This window comes from Dyadobacter sp. CY356 (assembly GCF_021440195.1).
Classification (GTDB): Bacteria; Bacteroidota; Bacteroidia; order Cytophagales; family Spirosomataceae; genus Dyadobacter.
The window spans coordinates 827046-849826 of record NZ_JAJTSZ010000001.1; the positions used below are offsets into that span (position 1 = coordinate 827046).

Genomic DNA, 22781 nt, shown 5'->3' on the forward strand with positions numbered 1-22781 from the left:
TGATAGAAATGCGTCAAAATATACTGGTATTTTGTATTGTTAATATTTCAAGAACATTTATCTATATTTTGATAATAGGACAAATTGAACCATGGGAAAAGAACTTAGTATTACCGAAAAATCTGATTTTCACAGGGACGGTTTTTTAATCAAGCGTAACTTTTTTAGTCAGGAGGAAATTGATCTTTTATATAGTCTGGCAACGGATGATAGTGTGACGAGTCATGCTTTTGATCTTAAAGACACAAACGGAAACCGTACAAAACTGACGCTTTGGTTTACGCCGGGCGACGATTCTTTCGGGCTTATGTCCAGGTCCGAACGTATGGTAAAAGCAGTGGAGATGCTGCTCGGAAATGAAGGAGAAGTTTGCCATTTTCATTCCAAAGTAATGCAAAAAGAGCCCAAAAAGGGAGGCGCCTGGGAATGGCACCAGGATTATGGGTATTGGTATAAAAATGGTTTTCTGTATCCGGAAGCGATGATTTCGGTGATGGTTGCGCTTACAGACGCAAATATTGAAAATGGTTGTTTGCAGGTTTTAAAAGGAACTCATAAAATGCAGCGTTTTGAGCACTCATTTGTTGGTGAGCAACAGGGCGCCGATCCGGATTTTGTAGCGGAAGCTGAGAAAAACAGTGAACTGGTTTATGTGGAACTGAAAGCAGGTGATACGCTTTTCTTTCACAGCAATATTCTGCACCGTTCGGATGCTAATTTATCAGATAAACCTCGCTGGTCAGTCATTTCGGCGTATAATTTATCTTTCAACAAACCTTTCAGGGAAAAAAATACGTCTTGTATCGAACCTGTAAAAATGGTTACGGATAGCGCGTTGCTGGAAAGTGGCAAACAGGTTGTCAACCAAGCAGACTTTTTGAGCAAAGATGCTGAAATTACTTTGCAGGATTTAAATCGTTCTTAACAGGTTTGGGATGCATATTGAACTTGAATATTTACCTGTCTTTCCTGAAAATAAATCCATTGGTATCGGCTGTGTAGGCGCCGGTTTCATTATGGCCGACTGCCAACTCGTGGCTTATAGAAACGCCGGGTTCAATCCGGTAGCGATCACCTCGCGGACCTTGGCCAACAGCCAGAAAGTTGCACAGCGGCATAATATTGCAAAGGTTTACGCCACATACCAGGAAATGTTTGCGGATACTGAAGTGGAGGTGGTTGACATCGCTGTGCCACCCGATGGGCAGATTGCGGTTATCAAAGAGGCTGTCAAACACAAAAACATTAGGGCTATTTTGGCTCAGAAACCCCTGGGGATGAATTATTCTGAGGCTTTGGAAATAGTCAGGATCTGTGAGGATGCAGGTGTCGTATTGGGTGTAAACCAGAATATGCGTTATGACCAGTCGGTACGGGCCTGCAAAGATCTGTTAAACAAAGGATTGCTTGGTAAACCGGTTTTCGGCTCGATCGATATGCGGGCAATACCACACTGGACAGGCTGGCAGGCGGGTATGGGCTGGCTTACTTTAAGGGTAATGAGCATTCACCATCTGGACACATTCCGCTACTGGTTTGGAGACCCTAAAAGTGTTTATTGCAGTGTTGCGCAGGACCCGCGGACAGTTTCAAAATTTGCTCATGACGACGGCATCGCACTGTATATTCTCGAATACGAAAATGGGATGCGCGCCTCTTCCTGGGACGATGTCTGGACGGGCCCGGCCCGCGAAGGTGCGGAGGAAGATATTTACATCAATTACCGTGTGGAAGGCCTGGACGGTATGGCGAAGGGAAGTATCGGTTGGCCTAATTATCCTGCCCACAGCCCGAGCACGCTGGATTTTACCTGCAAAGAAATTTCCGGCTGGCAACGTCCGCGCTGGCAGGAGGCCTGGTTTCCGGATGCCTTTGCCGGGCCGATGGCGCAATTGCTGGTCGCTTTGGAACAAAATAAGGAGCCAGAGATCGGTGGGAGGGATAATTTAAAAACAATGGCCCTGGTAGATGCCTGCTACGTTTCAGCAAGAGAGCACAGGGCCGTGGAGATTGCAGAAATATATTCTTGAAGAAATAATGTCATGATCTTATGATTCAGGTTGGAATTTTTACCGGTTATTTTCCTTACGATTTGGCACAAACTGCCGCCCGTATCAGGGCGCTTGATTTCAATACCGTGCAGCTGGACTTATCTTTTAAGGACATGGATTTGTCGACAAATGCGCTTGATTCAGCAAAAGCCAAAAGGATCAGGGACATATTCAGAAATAATAATTTGCCAATATGCTGCATTTCTGGGTATACCAATCTCGTACACCCGGTACCCGAAAAACGCAAGGCAAACCTGGATCACCTCAAACAGATCATCCGGTATGCCAACGAATTAGGATCTCCCTATGTCATCAGTGAAACGGGGACATATCATTTGGAAAGTGACTGGGTTTCGGATCCGAAAAATAAAACGGAGGAAGGTTATACTGAATGCCGGGATGTGATCGGTGACCTTGTTGATTTCTCCCGCCAGTATGGCGTAATATTTTGCGTGGAAACTTACGTGAACAATGTCATCGGATCAGTTGATGAAACACTTCGGCTCTTCGCCGATATTGACCATTCAAATCTGGGCCTGCTGATGGATCCCACCAATTATTTCGACGAGCATAATATCGGTGCCATTGATCTGACAATCAACAGGATATTCGATGCTTTGTCTGATAAAATAAAAATTGCTCATGCGAAGGATGTAAAGCTGGCTTCAAGCTCCGTTGGCGTGGTGATGGCCGATATTGATGGCGATGAGGCACATGCACTCCGTGGCGTGGGCATGATCGAATTACCCGCACCAGGCTTGGGTTCTCTCAATTATGATCTGTATCTCAAAAGGCTTGCCAGGAAACATCCGAATATCCCGATCATCATTGAGCATCTGGATGAAACAGATGTACCAAGGGCCAGGCAATTTATTCATGAAAAGTTACTGACCAATGGCCTGTAAGCGAAGATAGACCAGAGATAAACCTTCACCGGAACATCATTTAATATTATGATAAAAAATAAATACCAATCTTTTACTGGTTTATTGGCCGGTGTACTTTTGCTGGGATTACTCATTGCTTTCGTACCCGAAAAACATCAGAATTTTTCCGTCGATCACGAATGGATTCATTACGGTCATGACGCTTCCAATAATAAATTTTCTCCTCTTTCGATCATCAATACGCAGAACGTAAGCCAGTTGAAGGAGGTTTGGAATTATCAGGACAGCAAGGACGGGTCCAGTATTCTGTTTAATCCACTGATCTTGAAAGGCAGAATGTTTGCTTTTATGCCAAGCGATAAGCTGGTAGCCCTTAATCCTGAAACCGGAAAGCTGATTTGGGAATTTATTCCTGACAGTACCGACGTGAGTACCTGGACCCGGGGCGTCACTTTTCATGCTGGCAAAAATGGAAGACCGGATGCCTTACTTTTTGTTTTTGGGGCTACGCTTTATTCCATCAATGCCTCAACAGGAAAATTGATCAAAAATTTCGGAGATCAGGGGAAAGTAGATTTTTATACAGGACTTTCTGTTGAACCGTCGATGAAAAAGCGGGTCCATGTTACTGCAAATGCGCCTGGGGTCATTTATGGAGATTATTTCATTGTTGGCTGCAAAGTCCCTGATGAGCTTCCGTCTACGTCTGGCGACATTAGGGCTTTCAATGTCAATACCGGGAAGCTGGAATGGGTTTTCCATACCATACCAAGAGAAGGTGAGTTTGGATATACAACCTGGCCAAAAAATGCCAGGCAGAAAAACGGAGGTGCAAATTGCTGGGGTGGCATGGCCCTGGATGAAAAATTGGGCATTGTTTACGTTCCGACTGCTTCGCCCTCTTTCGATTTTTTCGGTGCCGACCGGGAAGGAGAGAATTTATTTGCCAATTGTCTGCTGGCTCTGGATGCGAAAACGGGTAAAAGAATATGGCATTTTCAGACGACACACCACGATTTGTGGGACCGGGATAACGGATCTCCGCCGAATCTTGTGCAGGTAAAACACAATGGAAAACTAATCGATGGCGTAGCGTTGGTAACAAAAATGGGCTATGTTTTCATGTTCGATAGAAAAACAGGCAAGCCATTGTTCCCTATTAACGAAGTCGCGGTTCCAACCAAAAGTGAAATGCCGGGAGAAAAACCCTGGCCCACCCAGCCCATACCAAGCAAACCCGCGCCGTTCTCGCGGCAGGGATTTAAGCCGGAATATTTCAGCACAATAACGCCGGAAGTAACACAATTTATCAAAGACCAGATCGCAGAAAATAAATACAACACAGGTATTTACGAACCGCCGAGTCTTCATGGTTCCCTCGTCGTACCTGCCGCGCACGGCGGTGCAAACTGGGGCGGCGCATCCTTCAATCCTAATACAGGGGTCATGTTCGTCAATGCTATTGATATGCCCTGGTTTCTTCAGTTGAAAGATATTAAGTCATTGAAAAAAGACAATGATGAAAGTGGCGAAAATTTGTTCAAAATGTATTGCAGTAGCTGTCACGGAGCGGATCAGAAAGGAACTAATTTCGGGCCGGATATTTCTGTAAAAGTGAAAAGTTACGTAAGAGAAAATCTTGAAAACTTCATCAAAAAAGGCGCTGAGCCGATGCCATCGTTTCAGCATTTACCGCAACAACAGATCGATGCTATCACTGCCTATCTTAAAGGAATCGATGAAGTAGCGGATAATGGGAAAACGTCTGACGGCGATGAATCGGCTACGAAAGAGCCGTATGGTTTTTCCGGTTATGAATTTTTCAAAGATCCGAATGGTATTCCGGCGATCAAGCCACCATTTGCTACTTTGAATGCCATTGATCTGAATTCCGGTGAGATTTTGTGGCAGGTCCCGCTTGGCGTTGATAAAAAACTGGAAGCGAAAGGCATAAAAAATTCTGGAATTTTCACCCGGGGTGGGGGAATTGCTACTGCCGGCGGACTTATTATTATCGGCGCAACGGTTGATCAGATGTTTCGTGTTTTTGATCAGAAAACCGGTAAGATCCTTTGGGAAAAAGAATTGCCTGGAAGTGCGACCGCGGTGCCGTCCACTTATTCAATCGGTAAAAAACAATACATCACAGTCGCGGTTAGCCCGAATCCGGGCAAAGGCTATTATGGAGGTTATATTACTTTTAGTCTGGAATAATGTCATGAATCGGGAAGATTTTGGCCGTGCGACGTCAATAAGATTATAGCGGCCGAAGATCTTCTTCATTGAAATACCAATAGTGAATGCTCGTTTTTAAAACAATTAATTTTTCAAATACTTATGAAAAATCAGCTTACTGATATACCGCGTCGTCGATTTATACAAACCTCCGCTCTTGCGACAGCAGGTTTATTTGCTTCCTTATTTCCGCGGCAAGCAAATAGTATGTTTTTCGAAAATGGCGTTCAGGTATCTGCCCATCTCTGGGTTTATGCAAGTAAGTATCCGCCAACCTGGGACTGTTCCGCAGACTTGCCGGAAGTATTCGCAGACATAAAATCGGCGGGTTATTCAGGAATTGAACTTATGGATATTTTGCTGAAAGCCGACGATTCTGTCGAACGAATTAAAGCACTGATCAAAAAACATAATCTTCCGGTAACAGGCTGTTCGTTTGGTGCCGATATGTGGAATAAGTCAAAACATGATGAAATTCTTTCCTATGCCACGACCGTTGTCGACAGGCTGCACCAGTTGGGTGGGGAGACTTTCGGGGTTTCGGTCGGAAATGCAAAACGCCTCAAAACGGATGAGGAATTGGATGCCCAGGCCAATTTGTTGAAAAAATTAATACCAATTTGCAAATCAAAAGGCATTACCCTTAACCTGCATAATCATACTTACGAGGTTGAAAACAATTTTCACGATTTGAAGGGAACAATTGCGAGAATTCCGGATATCAAGTTAGGGCCTGATCTTAACTGGCTGATTCGGGGAGGAGTGGATCCGGTCTGGTTTATTGACACTTATCAAAAGCAGATTGTGTATCTGCATATCCGGGACCAAAAAGAAAACGGCAAATGGACCGAAGCGGTAGGCGAAGGTGCGACGGATTTTAAGGCTGTTGCAAAAGCATTAAAAAGAACTGGTTATAAAGGAAGAGTGGCGGTTGAGCTTGCTTTTGACGAACCTCCGAAACGCCCGGTTTCTGAATAATGGAAGATGAGCCGCACTTATGTGAAAGATGTGTTTGGCTGGTAAAAATCATTTCCTGAAAGTTTACAAATGACCTTCGTATAAGCACAAAAGTGAAAATCAATCAGTGATCCGGTCATCACTTTTCCAGATTAAAAAATTTGAACGCATCCCGAGTGATTATCTTGCAGTTTTCAGACAGTTCGTCCAGATTGCAGCCGATAATTCCGATAATAATGCCTGAAAGTCCGGTTGTTTCGAGCAGGCTTAATCGCAGTACCTGGTTTTCAGGAAGCGTAGTTTTACCTTTCAGGCTGTTAAATGTTTCGAATGCAAATTCCTTATCGGTGCTAACCAGAAACCGACCTATTTCACGGATTCCATCTAACGCCTTCATTTGAATAACAATTTGATAAGTGGTTTCCATATTTTGCGCTTCAAAGATTTTGAGATTGGTCGTTGGTGAGAATGGATTTTATAAAAATACAGAAGACCTGCCAAATGACAGGCCTTCTGTATGTTAATTAGCCAATTTCGATTAGTCTCGGTCCTTTTTCTTTGGCCTCTTCTTTCTTCGGAATTACAAGTTGCAGTAAGCCATTTTCATATCGCGCAACGATCCCTTCATCATTTACGACATCTTTCGGCAATACAAAACTTCTTTGGAATGACTGGTAGCTGAACTCTCTGCGACTATAACCTTCATGTTGGTTTTCTCCATGAACTTCTTTTTGTGAAGAAATTGTCAACAGGTTATTTTCAAGCTGGATTTTAAAATCTTTTTTTTCCAGTCCGGGAGCAGCTACCTCCACGCCAAAGCTATCTTCTGTCTCCTTAATGTTAACCGCTGGTACGGTAGTCTGAGTAGAAGAGAAATTACTGTTGTCCCAGTTAAAAAGTTCACGGCCAAGGAAATCGTCGACCAGCGCTGGGATTGCAGAAAATGAATTCCGGTTCCTTTTGATAATTGACATGACTATTATTTTTTAAAAGTTAAACAATGATTTTAATTCTCAATGCATCGCGCATCTGAGAGCTTTTTATAAAACTTTGTTCCAATAAAGGCCAGCTTAAATAATTGTGACAATTTTACTTTTTCAGATATTCATTTTGACAGATTTTAATTCTGTTGTAATAAAAATGCACTGACAAAATTTCAGATTATTGCCTCAAATTATCTATTCTCCCGAGTGTAAGCCCACCATATTTCCTTCGGTATCGATAAAAAACGCCATGTTTCCGGTTTCAGGATTAATGTTCGTTTTAGGCATAGCAATCTGCCCTCCGGCATTTCCTATTCTGTCCAGAACAAGTTGCAGATCAGGATTTGCGTTCAGGTAAATCACGGCTCCTTCGGTACTTGGTTTGTGGTTTGGGCTTTTGACCAGCGCTCCGCCGGATTTTGGTCTTTCCGTTGGAAACATCGCCATTTGCATACCCATCATTTCCACCGGCTGCATGTTTATTTCAAAAATTGTTTCATAAAATTTCTGAGCCCTGTCTATATCATTAACCGGAATCTCGAACCAGTTCAGAGCATTGGTATTTGCGCCTAATTTTTCCATTTTGTTTTTTGTTTAATAGGTGAATTTTTGAGTATTATCCGCTATCCGACGACCCGTTTGTCCCGCGCCACAAAACGCGCAAAGCCAATTAAAGCACCGGTAACCATAATGTTGCGAAACAGGTTAACCATTTCAAGTTCCTGTTCCCGTGCCAGATCGGCGGTCATGTTTTCGACCCCCAATTCGTGACCCATCGCTCTTGGAAGATGAACCAGGACGGCCATCAAAATTACGTAAACTGCCATAAGCGTATAGGCAAGCTTGTCGTATTTGCCAATGACCGCGCTGACAATAAATGCGATGATGCAAAATGCGGTGAAATAATTCCAGAAATAAGGCATCGGAAGATAGTCGGGAACGAAAGCTGCGCCTACGTCAGGTTTACCAAAATGCAGCCCGACATACATCAGAAAAGAAAGCGGAAACAGCCATCGGCCGAGGTTTAAAATTTTGTCCATGATCGCTAAATTTTATCTGATGGGAAATGGAATTACGGGCCGTATTTCGACACTGCCATGCTTGTATTTTAAAATCGGGCAGGTTTTGCTCCACGCCTGAACTTCTGCCGGGCTATCTGCCTTACAGATCAGAAATCCCGCAACAAGTACGTTGTTTCCGCCTTTGTCAGGTCCTTCAAGAATCCCGTCGTTATTAACAATGATTCCCTGGTATTCAATGGGTTGTGTGGCCACCAGTTTGCCCTGCATGGCAATGTTTCCGATCCACCCCTGCCAGGCTGGCATGTCTTCGGCCATATCCTGCGGCGTAAGTATGTAACTGTTGTCTCCGCTGATATTGCGGAATAAAAGCAAGTACTCTTTCATTGGTCGCGATTTTAAATTGTGATTGATGAATCAAAATTCTGCAATTAAAAACCGTTTCGTGTTGACAAATGTCAACGTTTCAGAGCTTGCCTTTCAACCGGCTGAAAGTTTCCTGTGATATGCCCAGATAGGACGCAATAAGTTTACTGGAAAGCCTGCTCATGAGTTTGGGCCGATATTCCATAAGCCATTTTATCCGTTCCAGCGCGGTTAATGAAACGAAGGTGTTGATCCTGTAAACCGAATTGGCATAGGAGGCTTCCAGGATCTGTTTGTAAACTTTATCAAACTGCGGAACCGTTTCCATCAACCGCTGGAAACCCTGGCGGTCAATGGCCAAGAGATCCGAGGGTTCAACCGTCCTGATATTTTCAGTAGCGGGTTGCTGGCCGCCAAAACTGATCAGTTCAGAGCACCAGTTATTTTCTGTAATAATGTCACGGGTAGTTTCATTCATTTCTTTGTCATAAACAAAAACCTGAAGACAACCGGACGCTACAAAATATACGTATTTACAGATTTCCCCTTGTTTCAAAATGACTTCGTTGCGCTTTAATTTGAGTGTATGAAAAGTTGCAAGAACATCATCGATATTGTCCGGAGTGCTTCCGAGCCGGTCAATGATATGTTGGCGAAGTTTGTTGACCATCTTCTAATCAGTGTATGTTGTGTATCAGGAAAATCTGGTATAAAGAAAGCAATATTCTGACGGATTCGCGAAAATCTGGCCTTGTTGTTTATTAGAATATTTTGTTGGCGCATTAAGATTTCATTTTGTCAGTTCACTCCCTGAAAATATACTTTTCACTCCTCACATAGTTACGCTCGGTTCTATTGCAACAATGAAAAAACGGCCAGGTAGGTTAATGATGGTAACTAAATAAATTATTCCACAATAATTAACCTTTTTACCATGAAATCATTAAGCAGATTGAACAGACTGAGCATGTATTTTCTGACTGCCGCCTTAGCAACGACGATTATTTCCTGTAGTGACGACGACGACGATACGCCGCAAACACCAGCCGTTGGGAATATAGTTGCCGTTGCGTCCGGAGATGCACAATTTTCTACGCTGGTTGCCGCGGTGACCAAAGCAGAGCTTGTTACAACGTTACAGGGAGCAGGCCCGTTTACCGTATTTGCGCCTAACAATGCAGCTTTTACTAAAGCGGGTATTACGAGTCTGGATGGATTGACGAAAGACGCGTTGACGCCCATTTTAACATCGCATGTCGTGAGCGGTGAAGTGAAAGCGGCTGATGTCAAAAGCGGAACCGTTAAAACGGTTAATGCCAACAACGACATTTATTTGTCAAAAAATACGGATGGTGTTTTTATTAACGGTAACATCAAAGTTATCGCCACAGATGTGGACGCTTCTAACGGAGTGATCCATGTAATTGACAATGTCATTGTACCGCCAACACAATCTCTGGTGCAGGTAGCACAGGCTAACGCTGATTTTTCGGAGCTGGTTTCTCTTGTTCTGGCGGCTGATCCTGCGGTGGCAACAGCCCTTTCTACGGCTTCTGCAAATGGACTGACGGTATTTGCTCCAACAAACGCAGCATTCACTGAGTTGTACAAAACAACACCAAAAGCCACTTTGCTTGATCCGGCAAATAAAACGCTTTTAACAAATGTTTTGCTCTATCACGTTGTTCCTGGCCGTGTATTCTCCACAGATCTGCCAAACGTTTCAGGTGAAGTAGCTACTGCGAACACAGCGGGCAAGCTTACTTTCAATCTGACTGGCGGAGCGAAAGTGGTTGGTACGACAAGCGGCGCTTCGAATATCACGACTGCTAACATTTTGGCTACCAACGGCGTCGTGCACGTTATTGACAAAGTTTTGATGCCATAATAAAACTGTTGCTTAACATTGGTAAACGATCTGAATTTAGGTAGTTTACCAATGTTTTTTTTATTGTTACTATACGTCACTATGTTCTCGATCAGGTACCGGTTTTTGTTTATGATTTTGCTGGGTGGATATTCATTTATGAATACCTTGCTGGTAGAATCTTTTGAGCATTATCCGATCGTCACACCCAAGCCGGTCATTTTTCTGCTTTTTCTGATTTTGACCATTGCAATCTGGGAAGGAAACCGTTTGCTGGACAACTTTCTTTCCAAGCTGGAAATAAAATCCTTCTGGAAAAGGATCAGTTACAGTTTCGGAGCCAGCATATTGGCTGTATTTTTTGCAACAATGCTTCTGGGAGGAATTACTTCCTATTACACTATCTCGCACAATTGGGTGGACTGGATTCTTCCTTTGAAACTGCTTTTGATGTTCAGTTTTCGGGTCAATCTTTTCCTGAACACAATCAATGTAATATTTTTATATCACCAGCAGCTTGAAAAAAGTAATCAGGAAGTTGAAAACTATAAAAGAATCAGCAGCCAGGCGCAATTGCAGGCGCTGAAAAACCAGGTGAACCCGCATTTTCTGTTTAATAATCTGAGCGTATTGAGTGCTTTGATACCTATGGACGCAAATGCCTCGGTTGAATTTGTGCGGCAGTTTTCCAGGGTGTACCGTTACGTGCTTAAAAGTCCTGAAAAGGAAATTATTGAATTGAAAGAGGAGCTGAATTTTATTGAATCTTACCTTTATCTGCTTAAAACCCGTTTCGATTCCGGTTTGATATTTACAATCAATGTTAATAGCGATTGTCAGTCGGCTTTTATAGTGCCTGTTTCTTTGCAAATGCTTGTAGAAAACGCAGTCAAGCATAATGTGATCGGTAAAAACAAACCGCTTCATGTGGAGATCCTTTGTCTGGATAACGAAACGATAACGGTTAGAAATAACCTTCAGCTAAAACTGGCTGACGACCAGGAATCAACAGGCCTTGGATTAAATAACATTACAAAAAGATATGAGTTTTTGGGACAACATGGGCTTGAAGTAAAACAAACTACCGAGCAGTTTAGTGTGACCATACCACTGATCAGGCCTACACATGCTTCCTTTTTTGAGCCATGATTTTTTCTTAGAATTGTTTGAAATTTGAATCCTAAACGATGAAAGTTCTTATACTGGAAGATGAGGCGCTCTCCGCCAAAAGGGCATCACAACTCCTGCGGGAATTTGATCCGGATATTGAAGTACTGGATACGCTCGAATCTATTGAGGAAGCCGTATCGTGGCTGAGTAAAAATCCTGAGCCGGATTTATTGTTGCTGGATATTCATTTGTCGGACGGACTTTGCTTTCGTCTTTTCGAACGTCTTCCTGTGAAATGTCCGGTTATTTTTACTACCGCTTACGACCAGTACGCTTTGCAGGCTTTTAAACTGAACAGTATTGATTACCTTTTAAAACCACTGGATAAAACTGAACTTCAGAACGCGCTCATTAAATACCGGAATTTAAATGAAAGCCGCGGAGGAATTTCTCTGGCGGATATCAGACGGATTGAGGAAAATATGTTGTCTTTCAGTAAAAAATACAAACACCGTTTTTTGGTTAAATATGCGGATACCATACTATACAAAAACATTGATGAGGTAGCTTATTTCTATGCTGACGATAAGGTGGTATATCTGGTGACGTCTGAGGGACGTAAATATTTGGTAGACTATAATCTGGAAAGCCTGGAAGAGCTGCTGGATCCGCACCTGTTTTTCAGGATTAACAGAAAAATTATTGCCAGGATACAATCAATTCAGAAGGTCAAGGCGCTGTTATCGAGCCGCCTTCAGGTTTTCCTGAAACCTCCGTTTGAGCAAAATACATACGTGAGCAGGGAAAGAAGTCCGGAGTTTAAAATCTGGTTGGATAACTGATTAGCCATTGCATTAATACCACCACAACATGAAAAATACTTTAACGCTGACATTGCTTTTTATCCTGTACTTCACGGCCAGCACCTTAGGACAAAAAAATCGGTATGTGCGGGTTTTCCTGAAAAATGGCTCAGTCATGAAAGGCACGCTGCTGGAAGAGCAACCTGCTGTCAGGCTGGAAATGTTTGACAAAAGCATACTTACTTTTCTGACAGATGAAGTTGAAAAAATTGAAAATGAAAAGTACGTGAATCCCAATATTCATTACAAACAAAAGGGTTTTGTGCATTATACCGAGCTAGGGCCGCTGGCGATGAGCAACCGGGCATCGAACGGCGTGACGACTTCTGCGTTTTCTTTCCAAACAACAAATGGTTATAAATTCAATCAGTGGTTTTATACCGGACTTGGCCTCGGCGCTGATCTTTACGCCGTGCAAACTTTCGTCCCGGTCGTTTTGAGTATTCGTGGTGATTTTATTCAGACCGGAGACAAGCTGCCTTTCTATTTTATAGAAGGAGGCCATGGATTTAATGCCACTTCCAACGATGTAGACAGCGTTCGTTTTGGCGGCGGACCAACGATGGCAGCTGGAATTGGGTTGAAAATTTTGTTCAGCAACAATACCGGATTTACAATCTCGGCAGGATACCGTTTTCAGCGATCTTCTGTTCAGCAGTTGGGAATTGAAAAAAAGGAAGATTTTAACCGTCTGACTTTAAGGGCTGGTTTTTCGTTTTAAGTTATTTGCCAAATAAATCGCCAGAGGTTGGACGGCATTTAAAGTAATATAGTATTTCATGAATTAAGTTAACGTAGGGTAAACTTCATTGAAATAAGGCGCTGAGGATATATCATACGTACTAACATCATCGTATTATTTTGATTAAGTATAAATTTGTACTACTTTTTAATAAATAGTATAATATTGTATTACTTTGGAAGGTGAAATGATGATGTCGAAAAACACCGTAACCTAAAAACATGCCTCTGTGAACGGATTGTGAAAGACCGATCCAAATGCGTTTGCCGCAATCTGTTATGAAGACAATGGCGACAGACAGGCACAAACCATCGTCCGATACATCAAACTTAAAAAATGAAAGAAAAATTTGATAAGCTCTCCGCGAAATGCAGCAGAGAAACAACACGACTTTACAGTACCAGTTTTTCGCTTGGGATATTTTTTTTCAGTAAAGAATTACGCGACCATATCTATGCAATCTATGGCTTTGTGAGGCTGGCAGATGAGATCGTCGACAGTTTCCACGATTACCCTAAATCCATATTGCTTGCCGAATTTTCCGCCGATTGTTTTAAGGCGATTGAGCGGGGCATCAGTACCAACCCTGTTATCAATTCATTTCAGGAGGTGGTTAATAAATTTAATATCGATCATGATCTGATCCGGCAATTTCTGAAAAGCATGGAAATGGATCTGGATGAGCAATCTTATACGCATGACAAGTATAATGAATACGTCATGGGTTCCGCGCAGGTGGTAGGGCTCATGTGCCTGCATGTATTCACAAACGGCGATCAACAGGAATTTGACCGGTTGAAAGTTTCGGCCATGAAGCTGGGTTCCGCATTTCAGAAGGTCAATTTTCTAAGGGATTTACAAGCAGATTATCAGCAATTGAACCGGAGTTATTTTCCGGATATCAATTTATCTTCATTTTCTGATGAAAATAAGCGAACCATCGAACAGGAAATTATCAACGAGTTTGATGAAGCATTAAGTGGTATCCGTGAACTGCCGGCCTCTTGTCGAAAGGGGGTTTACCTGGCATATGTTTATTACCGGCAGTTGCTGCTCAAAATAACAAGAGTACCGGCGAATCAGGTTATGTCGGAACGCATAAGGGTTTCCAATGGTCTGAAATTCTGGCTGATGTTTGACTCTCTTGTGAGATATAAATTGAATGTAATGTGAAATAACGGGATTAATACAAACCCGACGTAGTATCAAAAGAAATGCCGGGTGTGACCAGATAGATTTACTTAAATTACTAACAACTTCATGTTAAATAACAAAATCATATTTGAACCAAAGAATGATAAAAATGTGCTCGAATATGAAGAAGGACATCACAGCTCGTCTTTTGACACGCCGATGAGAGCAGACGCATTTGAGCTTGATGACGAAACCAAAATAGAGCTGATCGCCAAACATTTTGCTGGTATTATGGAGGTTTTGGGCCTGGATCTGGAAGATGATAGTTTGCAGGACACACCAAAGCGGGTTGCTAAGATGTATGTCAAAGAAATATTCAGCGGACTTAATCCGGCAAATAAGCCGGAGCCTACGCTTTTTAAAAATGCCTATCATTACAATCAAATGCTCGTTGAAAGAAATATTACCGTTTTCAGCAATTGTGAGCATCATTTCGTGCCTATCGTAGGAAAAGCGCATGTGGCTTATATCAGTAACGGGCATGTCATCGGTTTGTCAAAACTGAACAGGATTGTGCAATATTGTTCCCAAAGGCCTCAGGTTCAGGAAAGACTGACAATTCAAATTGCTAATTTGATGAAAGAAGCACTCGGCACTGAGGATGTGGCTGTCGTTATCGACGCATATCATCACTGTGTGTCGAGCAGGGGTGTGAAAGATTCCGGCAGTACAACGCTGACCGCTGAATATTGCGGCCAATTTTTGAATGTTGAAACCAGAAATGAATTTCTAAAATATATTGGATAATGAATTTTAAAGGAAAAAATATACTCGTAGTGGGAGGAAGTTCAGGTATTGGTTTATCCCTTGTTAAATTTTTACACGAAAATGATGCAGCTGTTTATGTTATATCACGTTCCGTGAATGTTGATCTGCCCAAGGGTGTCAAACACCATCTGGCGGATGTAACCGCTGAGCTTGGCCCGATCGTCGAATTTTTGCCTGAACAGTTGCATGGTCTTGTTTATTCCGTCGGCAGCATCAATCTGAAACCATTTAACAGGCTTTCAACGGATGACTTTTTGAATGACTATCGCCTCAATGTTTTAGGTGCTGTACAAATTATTCAACAGTCGCTCAAACAGTTGAAAAATGCTGCTGGTGCTTCAATCGTTCTGATCAGTTCTGTCGCTGCCAAAACAGGTTTGCCTTATCATGCCAGTATTTCGGCAGCGAAAGGTGGGGTGGAAGGTCTGGCGTTAGCACTGGCCGCTGAACTGGCAGCGCAGCAAATAAGGGTGAATGTGGTGGCTCCATCTTTGACCGATACGCCTATGGCCCAAAATTTGCTGAGCACTCCGGAAAAACGGGAAGCATCCGCCAAAAGGCATCCTTTGGGAAAATACGGTCAGCCGGAAGATATCAGCCAGGCGATAGCGTTTTTGCTTTCCGAAAATAGCGGCTGGGTTACCGGACAGGTCATTGGAGTTGATGGAGGAATGGGTAAACTGAAAACAGCTTAATATCGTAAGTGTTAAAAGTTCAGCAGTATCCGTATTGAATTAAATTTTTGCCTTCATGAATAATAATAAAACGGACGTACTCATTATCGGTGCCGGGATGGCGGGATTAACGGCTGCCAAAGTGTTGAAAGCGGCTGGTAAATCTATAAAAATCCTGGAAGCTTCTGATCAGGTCGGTGGCAGGGTTCGTACGGATGAGGTGGACGGTTTTTTGCTTGACCGCGGCTTTCAGGTATTGTTAACTGCATATCCTGAAACAAAAAGATTTCTTGATTATGACGCCCTTGATCTGTGTAAATTTGATCCCGGTGCTTTAATATTGAACGAAAACGGCAGCACGCGCATCGGCGACCCGCTACGACAACCAAGTACTTTGATCAGTACTTTGCGCTCTCCAGCAGGCACGCTTGGAGATAAAATCCGGATGCTTGGGCTAAAAATAAAGCTTGCCGGAAAAGGTATCGACGAGATTTTTTCGGAAGAACAAATCTCCACACTGGCTTATCTGGAAGATGCAGGGTTTAGTGCACGGATGATGAATCAGTTCTTCAAACCTTTCATGTCAGGTATCTTTCTTGAAGATAGGCTTAGCACGTCAAGTCGCATGTTTGAGTTTGTGTTCAAAATGTTTAGTGAAGGTGATGCTGCGGTTCCTGCAAAAGGTATGGGAATGATCCCGTTACAATTGGCACGTGACTTGTCAGCTCCGGAATTAATCTTTCATGAAAAAGTAATTGAAATTGATGGGAACACGGTTAAGACTTTGTCGGGTTCGATCTACCAAGCTGACACTGTTCTCATTGCGACCGATCAGCTTAATTTACCAAAACCATTTCAGCAGTCGGTCAGGGCATATCATTCTGTCACCAATATGTATTTCACCTCGCCCGGCAAACCGTTTGAAAAACCACTGATTGCATTAAATACGCTGCCAGGAAAGTTGGTGAACAACATTGCTGTAATGAATGAGATTTCGCCGGCATATTCAAAAAATGGAGATGCGTTGATATCTCTTTCTTTAATTGGGGATTATTCAAATCTTAATAGTTCTGAACTCCAGAAAAAGGCAGTTAATGAAATGAAAACCTGGTTTCCGGAGGCAACAAGCTGGAAACATCTAAAAACCTATCACATTCCTTACGCTTTGCCCGATGATGACCAGGTAACAAATGAACCGGTTCCTCTGTTCAAAAACTTATATCCAAACTGTTTTGTGTGTGGTGATTACTTAATGAATGGTTCGATCAATGCTGCGATGAAAAGTGGAAGACTGGCGGCCGAGGCGATACTTAGTACAACGTTTTAACTTATGGCTGATCACAAAATATACAGTGACGAACTTTTAGATAGAAAGAGATTACTGGGCGATAAACCGGCAGATGATTTCATAAAGGTTGTTTTTGCTGACCCTGTAAAGAAAATCCAGTTACAAAAGTGGATGAATACTGCGAGCGGAGAGCATGCTGCTGAATCATTAAGCAGCATTTTTCCCGGTTTTGCATTCATCGACGAAGCACAACAATTACCGGCATGGGCAGATCCAGAATTAATGGAAGAGGGCTCTGCTTTTTTTACCCGCTATTCGGAAATAATTATGAGCCTGCTCGGGCTGCTGTCGCTTCCATATTGTTATACGGCTGCTCACGGCACCATGGTTTTGTACATATCAGAACTGATCAGAAAACAAACAACAAAACGTCTTTATGACACAGCCATATTCGTATGGGACGTGATGGCGCCGGATGCTTTCGCGCCCAATGGCAATGCTTATCAGCAAATCTTAAAAGTGCGGATTATGCATGCTGCGGTACGTTATTATACTTACCAAAGCAGAAAATGGGATGACGCCTGGGGTGTTCCTATCAACCAGGAAGATATGGCGGGCACCAACCTTTCGTTTTCCCTTATTGTGGTACGCGGTTTACGGCTGCTTGGGTTTAGCGTAAGCGAATCAGACCAGGAGGCTTTTTTGCATACATGGGCGGTAATTGGTTATTTGACAGGTCTGGATTCGGATTTAATTCCAGAAAATCAAAAAATGGGCGATGAACTTGATGCAACCATCAAACGTCGTCAATTCTGCGCTTCACCGCATGGAAAAGAGCTCACAGAATCCCTGATCGCGCACATCCTGGCTGTCAATAAAAGTAAAGCTACGGATGACGATATTCTGGGTTTGATGCGTTATTTATTGGGTACAGAAATTTCAGACCTGCTCGCTATAAAAAACGTTAAACTGCCTCTTTATAAACTCACGCTGATCAGGACAATTAATCTGTTCAAAAGTTTAATCCCGCAGCGAAACGTCAGTCAAAAATTCGAAAATGCCTATACAACGTTCAAAAAGCAAAGCCTGGAAATCATGGAAAGCATGTAACTTTGGATAATAATTAGTTCATATCACTTAATTTGGCATGAAATCATACCAGCTCATTCATGAATTAATCTCGCTTGTAGAACAACTGGAAGAGGAGAGCCCGGGACGTGAACTGTCTATGCAGGACTTTGCCGGATTTCTTCTGCATACGACCAGTGAATCCAAGGAGAACTTTGTGCCAGGTGAAGCCAGATTTGGAAAGTATGAAAATAATGCACAGGAAATAGCCTTTCAGCTTGACAACAACATTGGAAGATTATTTGTGCACATGAGCCGGTATGCAAAATCCTATATCAAAAAAGCACTGGAAGGCACGCCGCTGCTGACTGCCGAGGATTTTACGGCGCTTTCCATTTTACTGACCCACGACCATCTTTCCAAAAGCGAACTGATCAGTTATAATTTGCAGGAAAAAACATCAGGTATGGAAATAATCCGGCGGCTCATTGCAACCGGATTAGTAACCCAATGGGATGATGAAAAAGATAAAAGAAGCAAGCTGATTGCGATCACTGACGCGGGGAAAGTATTACTCTACGAAGTGTTTAAAGATATGAGTAATGTGGGCAAAATGATCACCGGCAAACTGACAATTTCCGAAAAACTGACGCTTCAATATCTATTGCAAAAGCTGGAAAATTTTCATTTGGAACATCATGAAAAGAAAACCATTACAAGCAAAGAAGACCTGAAATCGTTTGTTGAAAATGATTTGCTTGCCGTCCAGACGAACAGTGTAAATGCCTAACTTCCAGCAAAATTTGCTGGAAAGAATAAATACATCAAATTATATTCCATTAATTTTGATCCTTAAATTGATTTTTGTAGTTATTGGTATAACTATTTGTTGAAATTATCACGTACCTAAATTTAAGTTTAAACTAAACCTAAAAACAATGACTAAAAGTATTCTTATACTCCTGACCGGCTCCATCTTTTCTTTGGCGGTTAGTCAAAAGGCAATATCGCAAACCACGGGAGCACCGGTTGAAACGCAGAAAGCGAATTCAGATTACAAACCAGCATTTGCAGGTCAGACGAGAATTGGCAGTGTGAAATCAACCACGCCATATGAAGGCAAAGTTTTGAGTGAGGATTTGAAAAATCCCTGGGGTATCACCAGTCTGCCTGATGGCCGGCTGATTATCACGGAAAAGGCCGGAACGATGCGTATTGCTACGACCGACGGGAAGTTAAGCGCACCGATAACAGGTATTCCGGCAGTCAATGCAGATGGACAGGGAGGTTTGCTGGGAATCCGCGTTGATCCGGACTTTGAAAAAAACAGGATGGTCTATTGGGTGTTTTCACAGGCTCAGACAGGTGGTAATCTTACGGCCGTAGCCAAAGGGAAACTTTCAGCAGATGAAAAGAAAATTGAAGGTGCTACGGTTATTTACCGTGCCACGCCTGCTTTCGCCAGTACGCTTCACTACGGTGGCCGTATTCTTTTTGACAAAAATAACAATCTGGTTATCAGCACAGGAGAGCGCTCTGATATCATTACCAGGCCTCAGGCGCAGCAGTTAAATTCCAGTTTGGGAAAAGTGATCCGAATCACAAAGGATGGAAAACCTGCTGCGGGTAATCCTTTTATTGGTAAAACAGGTGCAAAACCTGAGCTATATTCTTATGGTCACAGAAATGTACAAGGACTTGCATTTCACCCGGTTACAGGTGATTTATGGGAAGTTGAATTTGGTCCGAGAGGTGGTGATGAGCTAAACCGTATCGAGCCGGGTAAAAATTATGGCTGGCCAACAATCACTTATGGTATCGAATATAGTGGTAAAAAAGTAGGCGAAGCGATTCAGCAAAAAGATGGCATGGAGCAGCCAGTTTATTATTGGGATCCGGTTGTTTCTCCAAGCGGTATCACTTTTTACAGCAGCGACAATATCCCTGAGTGGAAAAATAATTTGTTTATCGGTGGACTAAGCAGCATGCACATCGCACGTTTGATCATTGAAAATAATAAAGTAGTTGGTGAAGAAAGACTTCTTGAAGATCAGCATCAGCGTTTTCGCGATATCACCGAAGGTAAAGACGGTGCGCTTTATGCGGTGACGGATCAGGGCAGACTTTATCGCGTCTATAAAAAATAAATTTCAGGCTCTTTAATTTAATGTGGTCATTTATTGTCAGGTTTGCTTACAAGCCAGACGATAAATGACCACATTTTTTTAAATTAGTATGCAAATCATTATTCCTATATCCAGATACGTGGTTAGGGATATTATTTTAAAGTCCTTTGGTCACTATTGATATCGTTTTTAGGATATTACCGGCCAATTTTAATACCAAATGAAACATAGCCAAGATTTCCTTTCTTATCTTTTACAAAGCCGGAGTCTGGCCGATCGGTCTCGGACAATAGATTTGTTGTAAGTTGTATATTATCAGGATAATACACCACAAAAATTCCAATCCATTTGTATCCGATCTCAGCTAAGTAACTAATTCCCACTGTCTGTTTTTTACTGTAAGCACCATAGCCACCGCCCGTTATTACCGGACCATCAGTGGTAGCCGTTGCGCCATATGGAGAGTTGATCATCAACCCGGCAGCATAGGCAGATGGATTTACATTTTCAAAATTCCGGTTATAATTTAATCTTACACCAAAATCCATATAAAAGGTAGATATACCCTTTTTATTTTTGACCGCGATTTTTGGTGAAACTTGAAAATAACTCTGAAAAGCGTTGAAGTCTGATTGTAGTGGTGTTATCTCTTCGGTTTTTAATAATTCCCTGGCGCGTGTTGCAATTACCGCGACATCGTCGACTGGCACAGATTGCAGCAAATTCCAGTGTAGATACCTTTGAATATTCAGTCCTAGACCAACACCATAACGTAATGCAAATGCAAATTTGGGGCGATCAACAAATTTCATATCATGAAATACAGAAAGGTTGCTGGTCATCAGGTTTTCCATAACTATATCACTTGTTAAGGATGCCGCTGGATGTCCAAGCCTGGAAGGAGCAGGTTGGAAGAAAGTGTACCGGTTGGCATGGTAGCCGGTTCCAATTTGAAGGTTAAGGAAAGTGTTTTCTATGTACCGCTCCATTTTCGTTGGCTTCTGATGCTCCTTAACAAATTCATTATTGTTCAAAGTTACTTGTTGTCTGATTAAGCTATCTGAGTGATCCTGCGTTTTATTTAATTCTCTTAAAATTTTGTTTAAGTCAAGTAATTCAAGCTTTTTCAGGTCATTTTTAGACTTACCATAAAAGATCACCTTACTATCATTTCCAGCCCTCAAAATAATTGTGTCAGTTGGCGGGCATGAAGCGGAATTACTTAGTAATGTGCCGATTGTCAGGATAAAAAGGTTCATAGCTAATAAATTAAAATAGATTTTCAGAATTGGTATTAATGCGTTGTATCCACTTTTTCATGTGCCGAATTTGGATGTACTGCCGGAGGATATTGCACGAGACTATTATGAACGAATGATCTGAATCCTGATTTCTTAATTTCCCGCTGGAAATGTAAATGCGATTTCCTTGCTTTTATATCCTTTCTGGCGAAAATTTGCCTTAATACAGGATATCCTTCTGTCTTCTCCTCTGGAAGAGAAATATCCGCAACCAGTACGTTCTCGGTTTGATAATCAGAGACTTTGAGGTTGATTTTTTCAACCTTACTAGTATCTATTACTTCCAAAAATTTATTCAGACCTGATAAATCATCCGTTGAAACTATATCAGAATTTGCTAATTCACTCGTCGGTTTTAAAATATAGACTTCTTTTTCCTTTGTTTCAATTGATTTCTTTGGCCAAATATTTTCAGATGCCACCACAGGATACCTTATAATTAATTGATGTGATTTATAAGTAGCCTTGTTTTTTGATAATGTATTATTTTTTATCCGGCCAACTTTTTTGGTAACCTTATAACTGGCAAGTTTTGGTGTTGAAAACCAAAAAGACAGACCAATAAAAAGCAAAACTGATGCTGCAGCAGAAGGCCACCAAAGCCGCGAGTCTGTTTTACTTTTTTTATTTTCTATATCGGCCCAAAGTTTTTCAGGATTGTATTCCTCTGTTCCCGTTGTCTTTGTTAGGGCAACATCTTTTATTTTTTTAAATAATCTTTCGTTTTGCATAAGCTGGGTTCAATTCTATAATTTTCCGCTGCAACATATTTTTAGCTTTACTTAGCTGTGACTTAGAAGTTCCGGTACTTATTCCAAGTAAGTCCGCTATTTCATGATGCGTGTAACCTTCTATTTCATACAGATTAAATACAGTCCGATATCCCGTCGGCAAGTCCTCTATTAATTTAAATATTTCTTCGGCAGAGAGAAGGTCAATAACGGAATCGTCAATTATCCAATTTTCACACGCCTGACTGGTCATTATTTCGAACCGTTTTTCTCTTCTTAAAATTTTGAGACACTCATTTACTACTATTCTTTTAATCCACATCTCAAATGGTGGAATGGCAATAAAATGACAACTATCAATTCTTTTAAATATGATATAAAAAGACTCTGATACTGCGTCCTCAGTCTGAGCCTGGTTGATCAGGTAACGCTTGGCTAGCCGGAATAAAATTTTCCCATAAAAATCAAATAGCATTCGCTGTGCAAGAGCATCTTTTTTCTGAGCTTCGTAAATGATAGAAAGAGTTATCAAAATGCATAGGGATGAATTG

25 protein-coding genes are annotated in these 22781 nt (G+C 42.0%); 16 read left to right on the forward strand and 9 right to left on the reverse strand.

The window, feature by feature from the left end; translation table 11 throughout:
- Nucleotides 1-91 precede the first annotated feature (91 nt).
- The 5 genes from LXL81_RS03480 (at nucleotide 92) to LXL81_RS03500 (ending at nucleotide 6151) form a co-directional block, all read left to right on the forward strand.
- Nucleotides 92-925 carry a phytanoyl-CoA dioxygenase family protein gene (locus LXL81_RS03480; RefSeq protein WP_234645311.1) on the forward strand — a complete coding sequence of 278 codons (834 nt, stop codon included), beginning with the start codon at nucleotides 92-94 and terminating at the stop codon, nucleotides 923-925.
- Nucleotides 926-935: 10 nt separating this feature from the next.
- Nucleotides 936-2030 carry a Gfo/Idh/MocA family protein gene (locus LXL81_RS03485; protein WP_234645312.1) on the forward strand — a complete coding sequence of 365 codons (1095 nt, stop codon included), beginning with the start codon at nucleotides 936-938 and terminating at the stop codon, nucleotides 2028-2030.
- A 20-nt stretch (nucleotides 2031-2050) separates the two neighbouring features.
- The gene (locus LXL81_RS03490; RefSeq protein ID WP_234645313.1) at nucleotides 2051-2956 is read left to right on the forward strand and encodes a sugar phosphate isomerase/epimerase; all 906 of its coding nucleotides are present in this window, start codon (nucleotides 2051-2053) and stop codon (nucleotides 2954-2956) included.
- A gap of 48 nt (nucleotides 2957-3004) precedes the next feature.
- Nucleotides 3005-5152: a PQQ-binding-like beta-propeller repeat protein gene (locus LXL81_RS03495; RefSeq protein WP_234645314.1), complete on the forward strand. Its 2148-nt coding sequence runs from the start codon at nucleotides 3005-3007 to the stop codon at nucleotides 5150-5152.
- A gap of 123 nt (nucleotides 5153-5275) precedes the next feature.
- Nucleotides 5276-6151, forward strand: coding sequence for a sugar phosphate isomerase/epimerase (locus LXL81_RS03500; protein WP_234645315.1), 876 nt, complete (start codon nucleotides 5276-5278; stop codon nucleotides 6149-6151).
- 118 nt (nucleotides 6152-6269) lie between these two features.
- Here the strand turns inward: LXL81_RS03500 and LXL81_RS03505 are convergent, their stop codons facing one another.
- The 6 genes from LXL81_RS03505 to LXL81_RS03530 form a co-directional block, all read right to left on the reverse strand.
- Entirely contained in the window at nucleotides 6270-6527 is a 258-nt protein-coding gene (locus LXL81_RS03505; protein WP_234645316.1) for a hypothetical protein, read from the reverse strand.
- 127 nt (nucleotides 6528-6654) lie between these two features.
- Nucleotides 6655-7104, reverse strand: coding sequence for an Hsp20/alpha crystallin family protein (locus LXL81_RS03510; protein ID WP_234645317.1), 450 nt, complete (start codon nucleotides 7102-7104; stop codon nucleotides 6655-6657).
- Between the two features lie 204 nt (nucleotides 7105-7308).
- Complete coding sequence (locus LXL81_RS03515; protein ID WP_234645318.1) at nucleotides 7309-7695, reverse strand: VOC family protein; 387 nt, start codon at nucleotides 7693-7695, stop codon at nucleotides 7309-7311.
- A gap of 41 nt (nucleotides 7696-7736) precedes the next feature.
- Nucleotides 7737-8153, reverse strand: a complete 417-nt coding sequence (locus tag LXL81_RS03520) for a hypothetical protein (protein ID WP_234645319.1) — start codon at nucleotides 8151-8153, stop codon at nucleotides 7737-7739.
- A gap of 12 nt (nucleotides 8154-8165) precedes the next feature.
- Nucleotides 8166-8519 (reverse strand): YciI family protein, encoded by a 354-nt coding sequence (locus LXL81_RS03525; RefSeq protein WP_234645320.1) that lies wholly within the window; start codon nucleotides 8517-8519, stop codon nucleotides 8166-8168.
- Between the two features lie 79 nt (nucleotides 8520-8598).
- The gene (locus LXL81_RS03530; protein WP_234645321.1) at nucleotides 8599-9168 is read right to left on the reverse strand and encodes a Crp/Fnr family transcriptional regulator; all 570 of its coding nucleotides are present in this window, start codon (nucleotides 9166-9168) and stop codon (nucleotides 8599-8601) included.
- A 264-nt stretch (nucleotides 9169-9432) separates the two neighbouring features.
- Here LXL81_RS03530 and LXL81_RS03535 point away from each other — a divergent pair, with 264 nt between their 5' ends.
- The 11 genes from LXL81_RS03535 to LXL81_RS03585 all read left to right on the forward strand — a co-directional run bounded on the left by LXL81_RS03535 (nucleotide 9433) and on the right by LXL81_RS03585 (nucleotide 20219).
- Nucleotides 9433-10386 carry a fasciclin domain-containing protein gene (locus LXL81_RS03535; protein WP_234645322.1) on the forward strand — a complete coding sequence of 318 codons (954 nt, stop codon included), beginning with the start codon at nucleotides 9433-9435 and terminating at the stop codon, nucleotides 10384-10386.
- Between the two features lie 81 nt (nucleotides 10387-10467).
- A complete protein-coding gene (locus tag LXL81_RS03540; protein ID WP_234645323.1) occupies nucleotides 10468-11514 on the forward strand; it encodes a sensor histidine kinase in 1047 nt (348 codons plus the stop codon).
- A 38-nt stretch (nucleotides 11515-11552) separates the two neighbouring features.
- Nucleotides 11553-12317: a LytTR family DNA-binding domain-containing protein gene (locus LXL81_RS03545; RefSeq protein ID WP_234645324.1), complete on the forward strand. Its 765-nt coding sequence runs from the start codon at nucleotides 11553-11555 to the stop codon at nucleotides 12315-12317.
- A 28-nt stretch (nucleotides 12318-12345) separates the two neighbouring features.
- On the forward strand, nucleotides 12346-13059 hold the full coding sequence (locus LXL81_RS03550) for a hypothetical protein (RefSeq protein WP_234645325.1): 714 nt from the start codon (nucleotides 12346-12348) through the stop codon (nucleotides 13057-13059).
- Nucleotides 13060-13416: 357 nt separating this feature from the next.
- Nucleotides 13417-14253 carry a phytoene/squalene synthase family protein gene (locus LXL81_RS03555; protein ID WP_234645326.1) on the forward strand — a complete coding sequence of 279 codons (837 nt, stop codon included), beginning with the start codon at nucleotides 13417-13419 and terminating at the stop codon, nucleotides 14251-14253.
- Between the two features lie 87 nt (nucleotides 14254-14340).
- A complete protein-coding gene (gene folE, locus LXL81_RS03560; RefSeq protein WP_234645327.1) occupies nucleotides 14341-15021 on the forward strand; it encodes a GTP cyclohydrolase I FolE in 681 nt (226 codons plus the stop codon).
- Nucleotides 15021-15737: an SDR family NAD(P)-dependent oxidoreductase gene (locus tag LXL81_RS03565; RefSeq protein ID WP_234645328.1), complete on the forward strand. Its 717-nt coding sequence runs from the start codon at nucleotides 15021-15023 to the stop codon at nucleotides 15735-15737. Before folE ends, LXL81_RS03565 begins: the two co-directional genes overlap by 1 nt.
- Before the next feature lie 55 nt (nucleotides 15738-15792).
- Nucleotides 15793-17043, forward strand: coding sequence for an NAD(P)/FAD-dependent oxidoreductase (locus LXL81_RS03570; protein WP_234645329.1), 1251 nt, complete (start codon nucleotides 15793-15795; stop codon nucleotides 17041-17043).
- 3 nt (nucleotides 17044-17046) lie between these two features.
- The gene (locus LXL81_RS03575) at nucleotides 17047-18114 is read left to right on the forward strand and encodes an oxygenase MpaB family protein (RefSeq protein WP_234645330.1); all 1068 of its coding nucleotides are present in this window, start codon (nucleotides 17047-17049) and stop codon (nucleotides 18112-18114) included.
- Nucleotides 18115-18151: 37 nt separating this feature from the next.
- The gene (locus LXL81_RS03580; RefSeq protein ID WP_234645331.1) at nucleotides 18152-18862 is read left to right on the forward strand and encodes a MarR family winged helix-turn-helix transcriptional regulator; all 711 of its coding nucleotides are present in this window, start codon (nucleotides 18152-18154) and stop codon (nucleotides 18860-18862) included.
- Nucleotides 18863-19010: 148 nt separating this feature from the next.
- On the forward strand, nucleotides 19011-20219 hold the full coding sequence (locus tag LXL81_RS03585; protein ID WP_234645332.1) for a PQQ-dependent sugar dehydrogenase: 1209 nt from the start codon (nucleotides 19011-19013) through the stop codon (nucleotides 20217-20219).
- Between the two features lie 176 nt (nucleotides 20220-20395).
- Here the strand turns inward: LXL81_RS03585 and LXL81_RS03590 are convergent, their stop codons facing one another.
- The 3 genes from LXL81_RS03590 to LXL81_RS03600 are packed head-to-tail and all read right to left on the reverse strand — an operon-like array spanning nucleotide 20396 to nucleotide 22762.
- Nucleotides 20396-21457 carry a hypothetical protein gene (locus LXL81_RS03590; RefSeq protein WP_234645333.1) on the reverse strand — a complete coding sequence of 354 codons (1062 nt, stop codon included), beginning with the start codon at nucleotides 21455-21457 and terminating at the stop codon, nucleotides 20396-20398.
- A gap of 35 nt (nucleotides 21458-21492) precedes the next feature.
- On the reverse strand, nucleotides 21493-22230 hold the full coding sequence (locus LXL81_RS03595; protein ID WP_234645334.1) for a hypothetical protein: 738 nt from the start codon (nucleotides 22228-22230) through the stop codon (nucleotides 21493-21495).
- Nucleotides 22208-22762 carry an RNA polymerase sigma factor gene (locus tag LXL81_RS03600; protein ID WP_234645335.1) on the reverse strand — a complete coding sequence of 185 codons (555 nt, stop codon included), beginning with the start codon at nucleotides 22760-22762 and terminating at the stop codon, nucleotides 22208-22210. Before LXL81_RS03600 ends, LXL81_RS03595 begins: the two co-directional genes overlap by 23 nt.
- Between the last annotated feature and the right edge of the window lie 19 nt (nucleotides 22763-22781).

Excerpts from the sequence above, each read along its gene's own strand:
- LXL81_RS03480 (WP_234645311.1), top strand. The coding sequence starts at position 92 with ATGGGAAAAGAACTTAGTATTACCGAAAAATCTGATTTTCACAGGGAC.
- LXL81_RS03485 (WP_234645312.1), top strand. The coding sequence starts at position 936 with ATGCATATTGAACTTGAATATTTACCTGTCTTTCCTGAAAATAAATCC.
- LXL81_RS03490 (WP_234645313.1), top strand. The coding sequence starts at position 2,051 with ATGATTCAGGTTGGAATTTTTACCGGTTATTTTCCTTACGATTTGGCA.
- LXL81_RS03495 (WP_234645314.1), top strand. The coding sequence starts at position 3,005 with ATGATAAAAAATAAATACCAATCTTTTACTGGTTTATTGGCCGGTGTA.
- LXL81_RS03500 (WP_234645315.1), top strand. The coding sequence starts at position 5,276 with ATGAAAAATCAGCTTACTGATATACCGCGTCGTCGATTTATACAAACC.
- LXL81_RS03505 (WP_234645316.1), bottom strand. The coding sequence starts at position 6,527 with ATGAAGGCGTTAGATGGAATCCGTGAAATAGGTCGGTTTCTGGTTAGC.
- LXL81_RS03510 (WP_234645317.1), bottom strand. The coding sequence starts at position 7,104 with ATGTCAATTATCAAAAGGAACCGGAATTCATTTTCTGCAATCCCAGCG.
- LXL81_RS03515 (WP_234645318.1), bottom strand. The coding sequence starts at position 7,695 with ATGGAAAAATTAGGCGCAAATACCAATGCTCTGAACTGGTTCGAGATT.
- LXL81_RS03520 (WP_234645319.1), bottom strand. The coding sequence starts at position 8,153 with ATGGACAAAATTTTAAACCTCGGCCGATGGCTGTTTCCGCTTTCTTTT.
- LXL81_RS03525 (WP_234645320.1), bottom strand. The coding sequence starts at position 8,519 with ATGAAAGAGTACTTGCTTTTATTCCGCAATATCAGCGGAGACAACAGT.
- LXL81_RS03530 (WP_234645321.1), bottom strand. The coding sequence starts at position 9,168 with ATGGTCAACAAACTTCGCCAACATATCATTGACCGGCTCGGAAGCACT.
- LXL81_RS03535 (WP_234645322.1), top strand. The coding sequence starts at position 9,433 with ATGAAATCATTAAGCAGATTGAACAGACTGAGCATGTATTTTCTGACT.
- LXL81_RS03540 (WP_234645323.1), top strand. The coding sequence starts at position 10,468 with ATGTTCTCGATCAGGTACCGGTTTTTGTTTATGATTTTGCTGGGTGGA.
- LXL81_RS03545 (WP_234645324.1), top strand. The coding sequence starts at position 11,553 with ATGAAAGTTCTTATACTGGAAGATGAGGCGCTCTCCGCCAAAAGGGCA.
- LXL81_RS03550 (WP_234645325.1), top strand. The coding sequence starts at position 12,346 with ATGAAAAATACTTTAACGCTGACATTGCTTTTTATCCTGTACTTCACG.
- LXL81_RS03555 (WP_234645326.1), top strand. The coding sequence starts at position 13,417 with ATGAAAGAAAAATTTGATAAGCTCTCCGCGAAATGCAGCAGAGAAACA.
- folE (WP_234645327.1), top strand. The coding sequence starts at position 14,341 with ATGTTAAATAACAAAATCATATTTGAACCAAAGAATGATAAAAATGTG.
- LXL81_RS03565 (WP_234645328.1), top strand. The coding sequence starts at position 15,021 with ATGAATTTTAAAGGAAAAAATATACTCGTAGTGGGAGGAAGTTCAGGT.
- LXL81_RS03570 (WP_234645329.1), top strand. The coding sequence starts at position 15,793 with ATGAATAATAATAAAACGGACGTACTCATTATCGGTGCCGGGATGGCG.
- LXL81_RS03575 (WP_234645330.1), top strand. The coding sequence starts at position 17,047 with ATGGCTGATCACAAAATATACAGTGACGAACTTTTAGATAGAAAGAGA.
- LXL81_RS03580 (WP_234645331.1), top strand. The coding sequence starts at position 18,152 with ATGAAATCATACCAGCTCATTCATGAATTAATCTCGCTTGTAGAACAA.
- LXL81_RS03585 (WP_234645332.1), top strand. The coding sequence starts at position 19,011 with ATGACTAAAAGTATTCTTATACTCCTGACCGGCTCCATCTTTTCTTTG.
- LXL81_RS03590 (WP_234645333.1), bottom strand. The coding sequence starts at position 21,457 with ATGAACCTTTTTATCCTGACAATCGGCACATTACTAAGTAATTCCGCT.
- LXL81_RS03595 (WP_234645334.1), bottom strand. The coding sequence starts at position 22,230 with ATGCAAAACGAAAGATTATTTAAAAAAATAAAAGATGTTGCCCTAACA.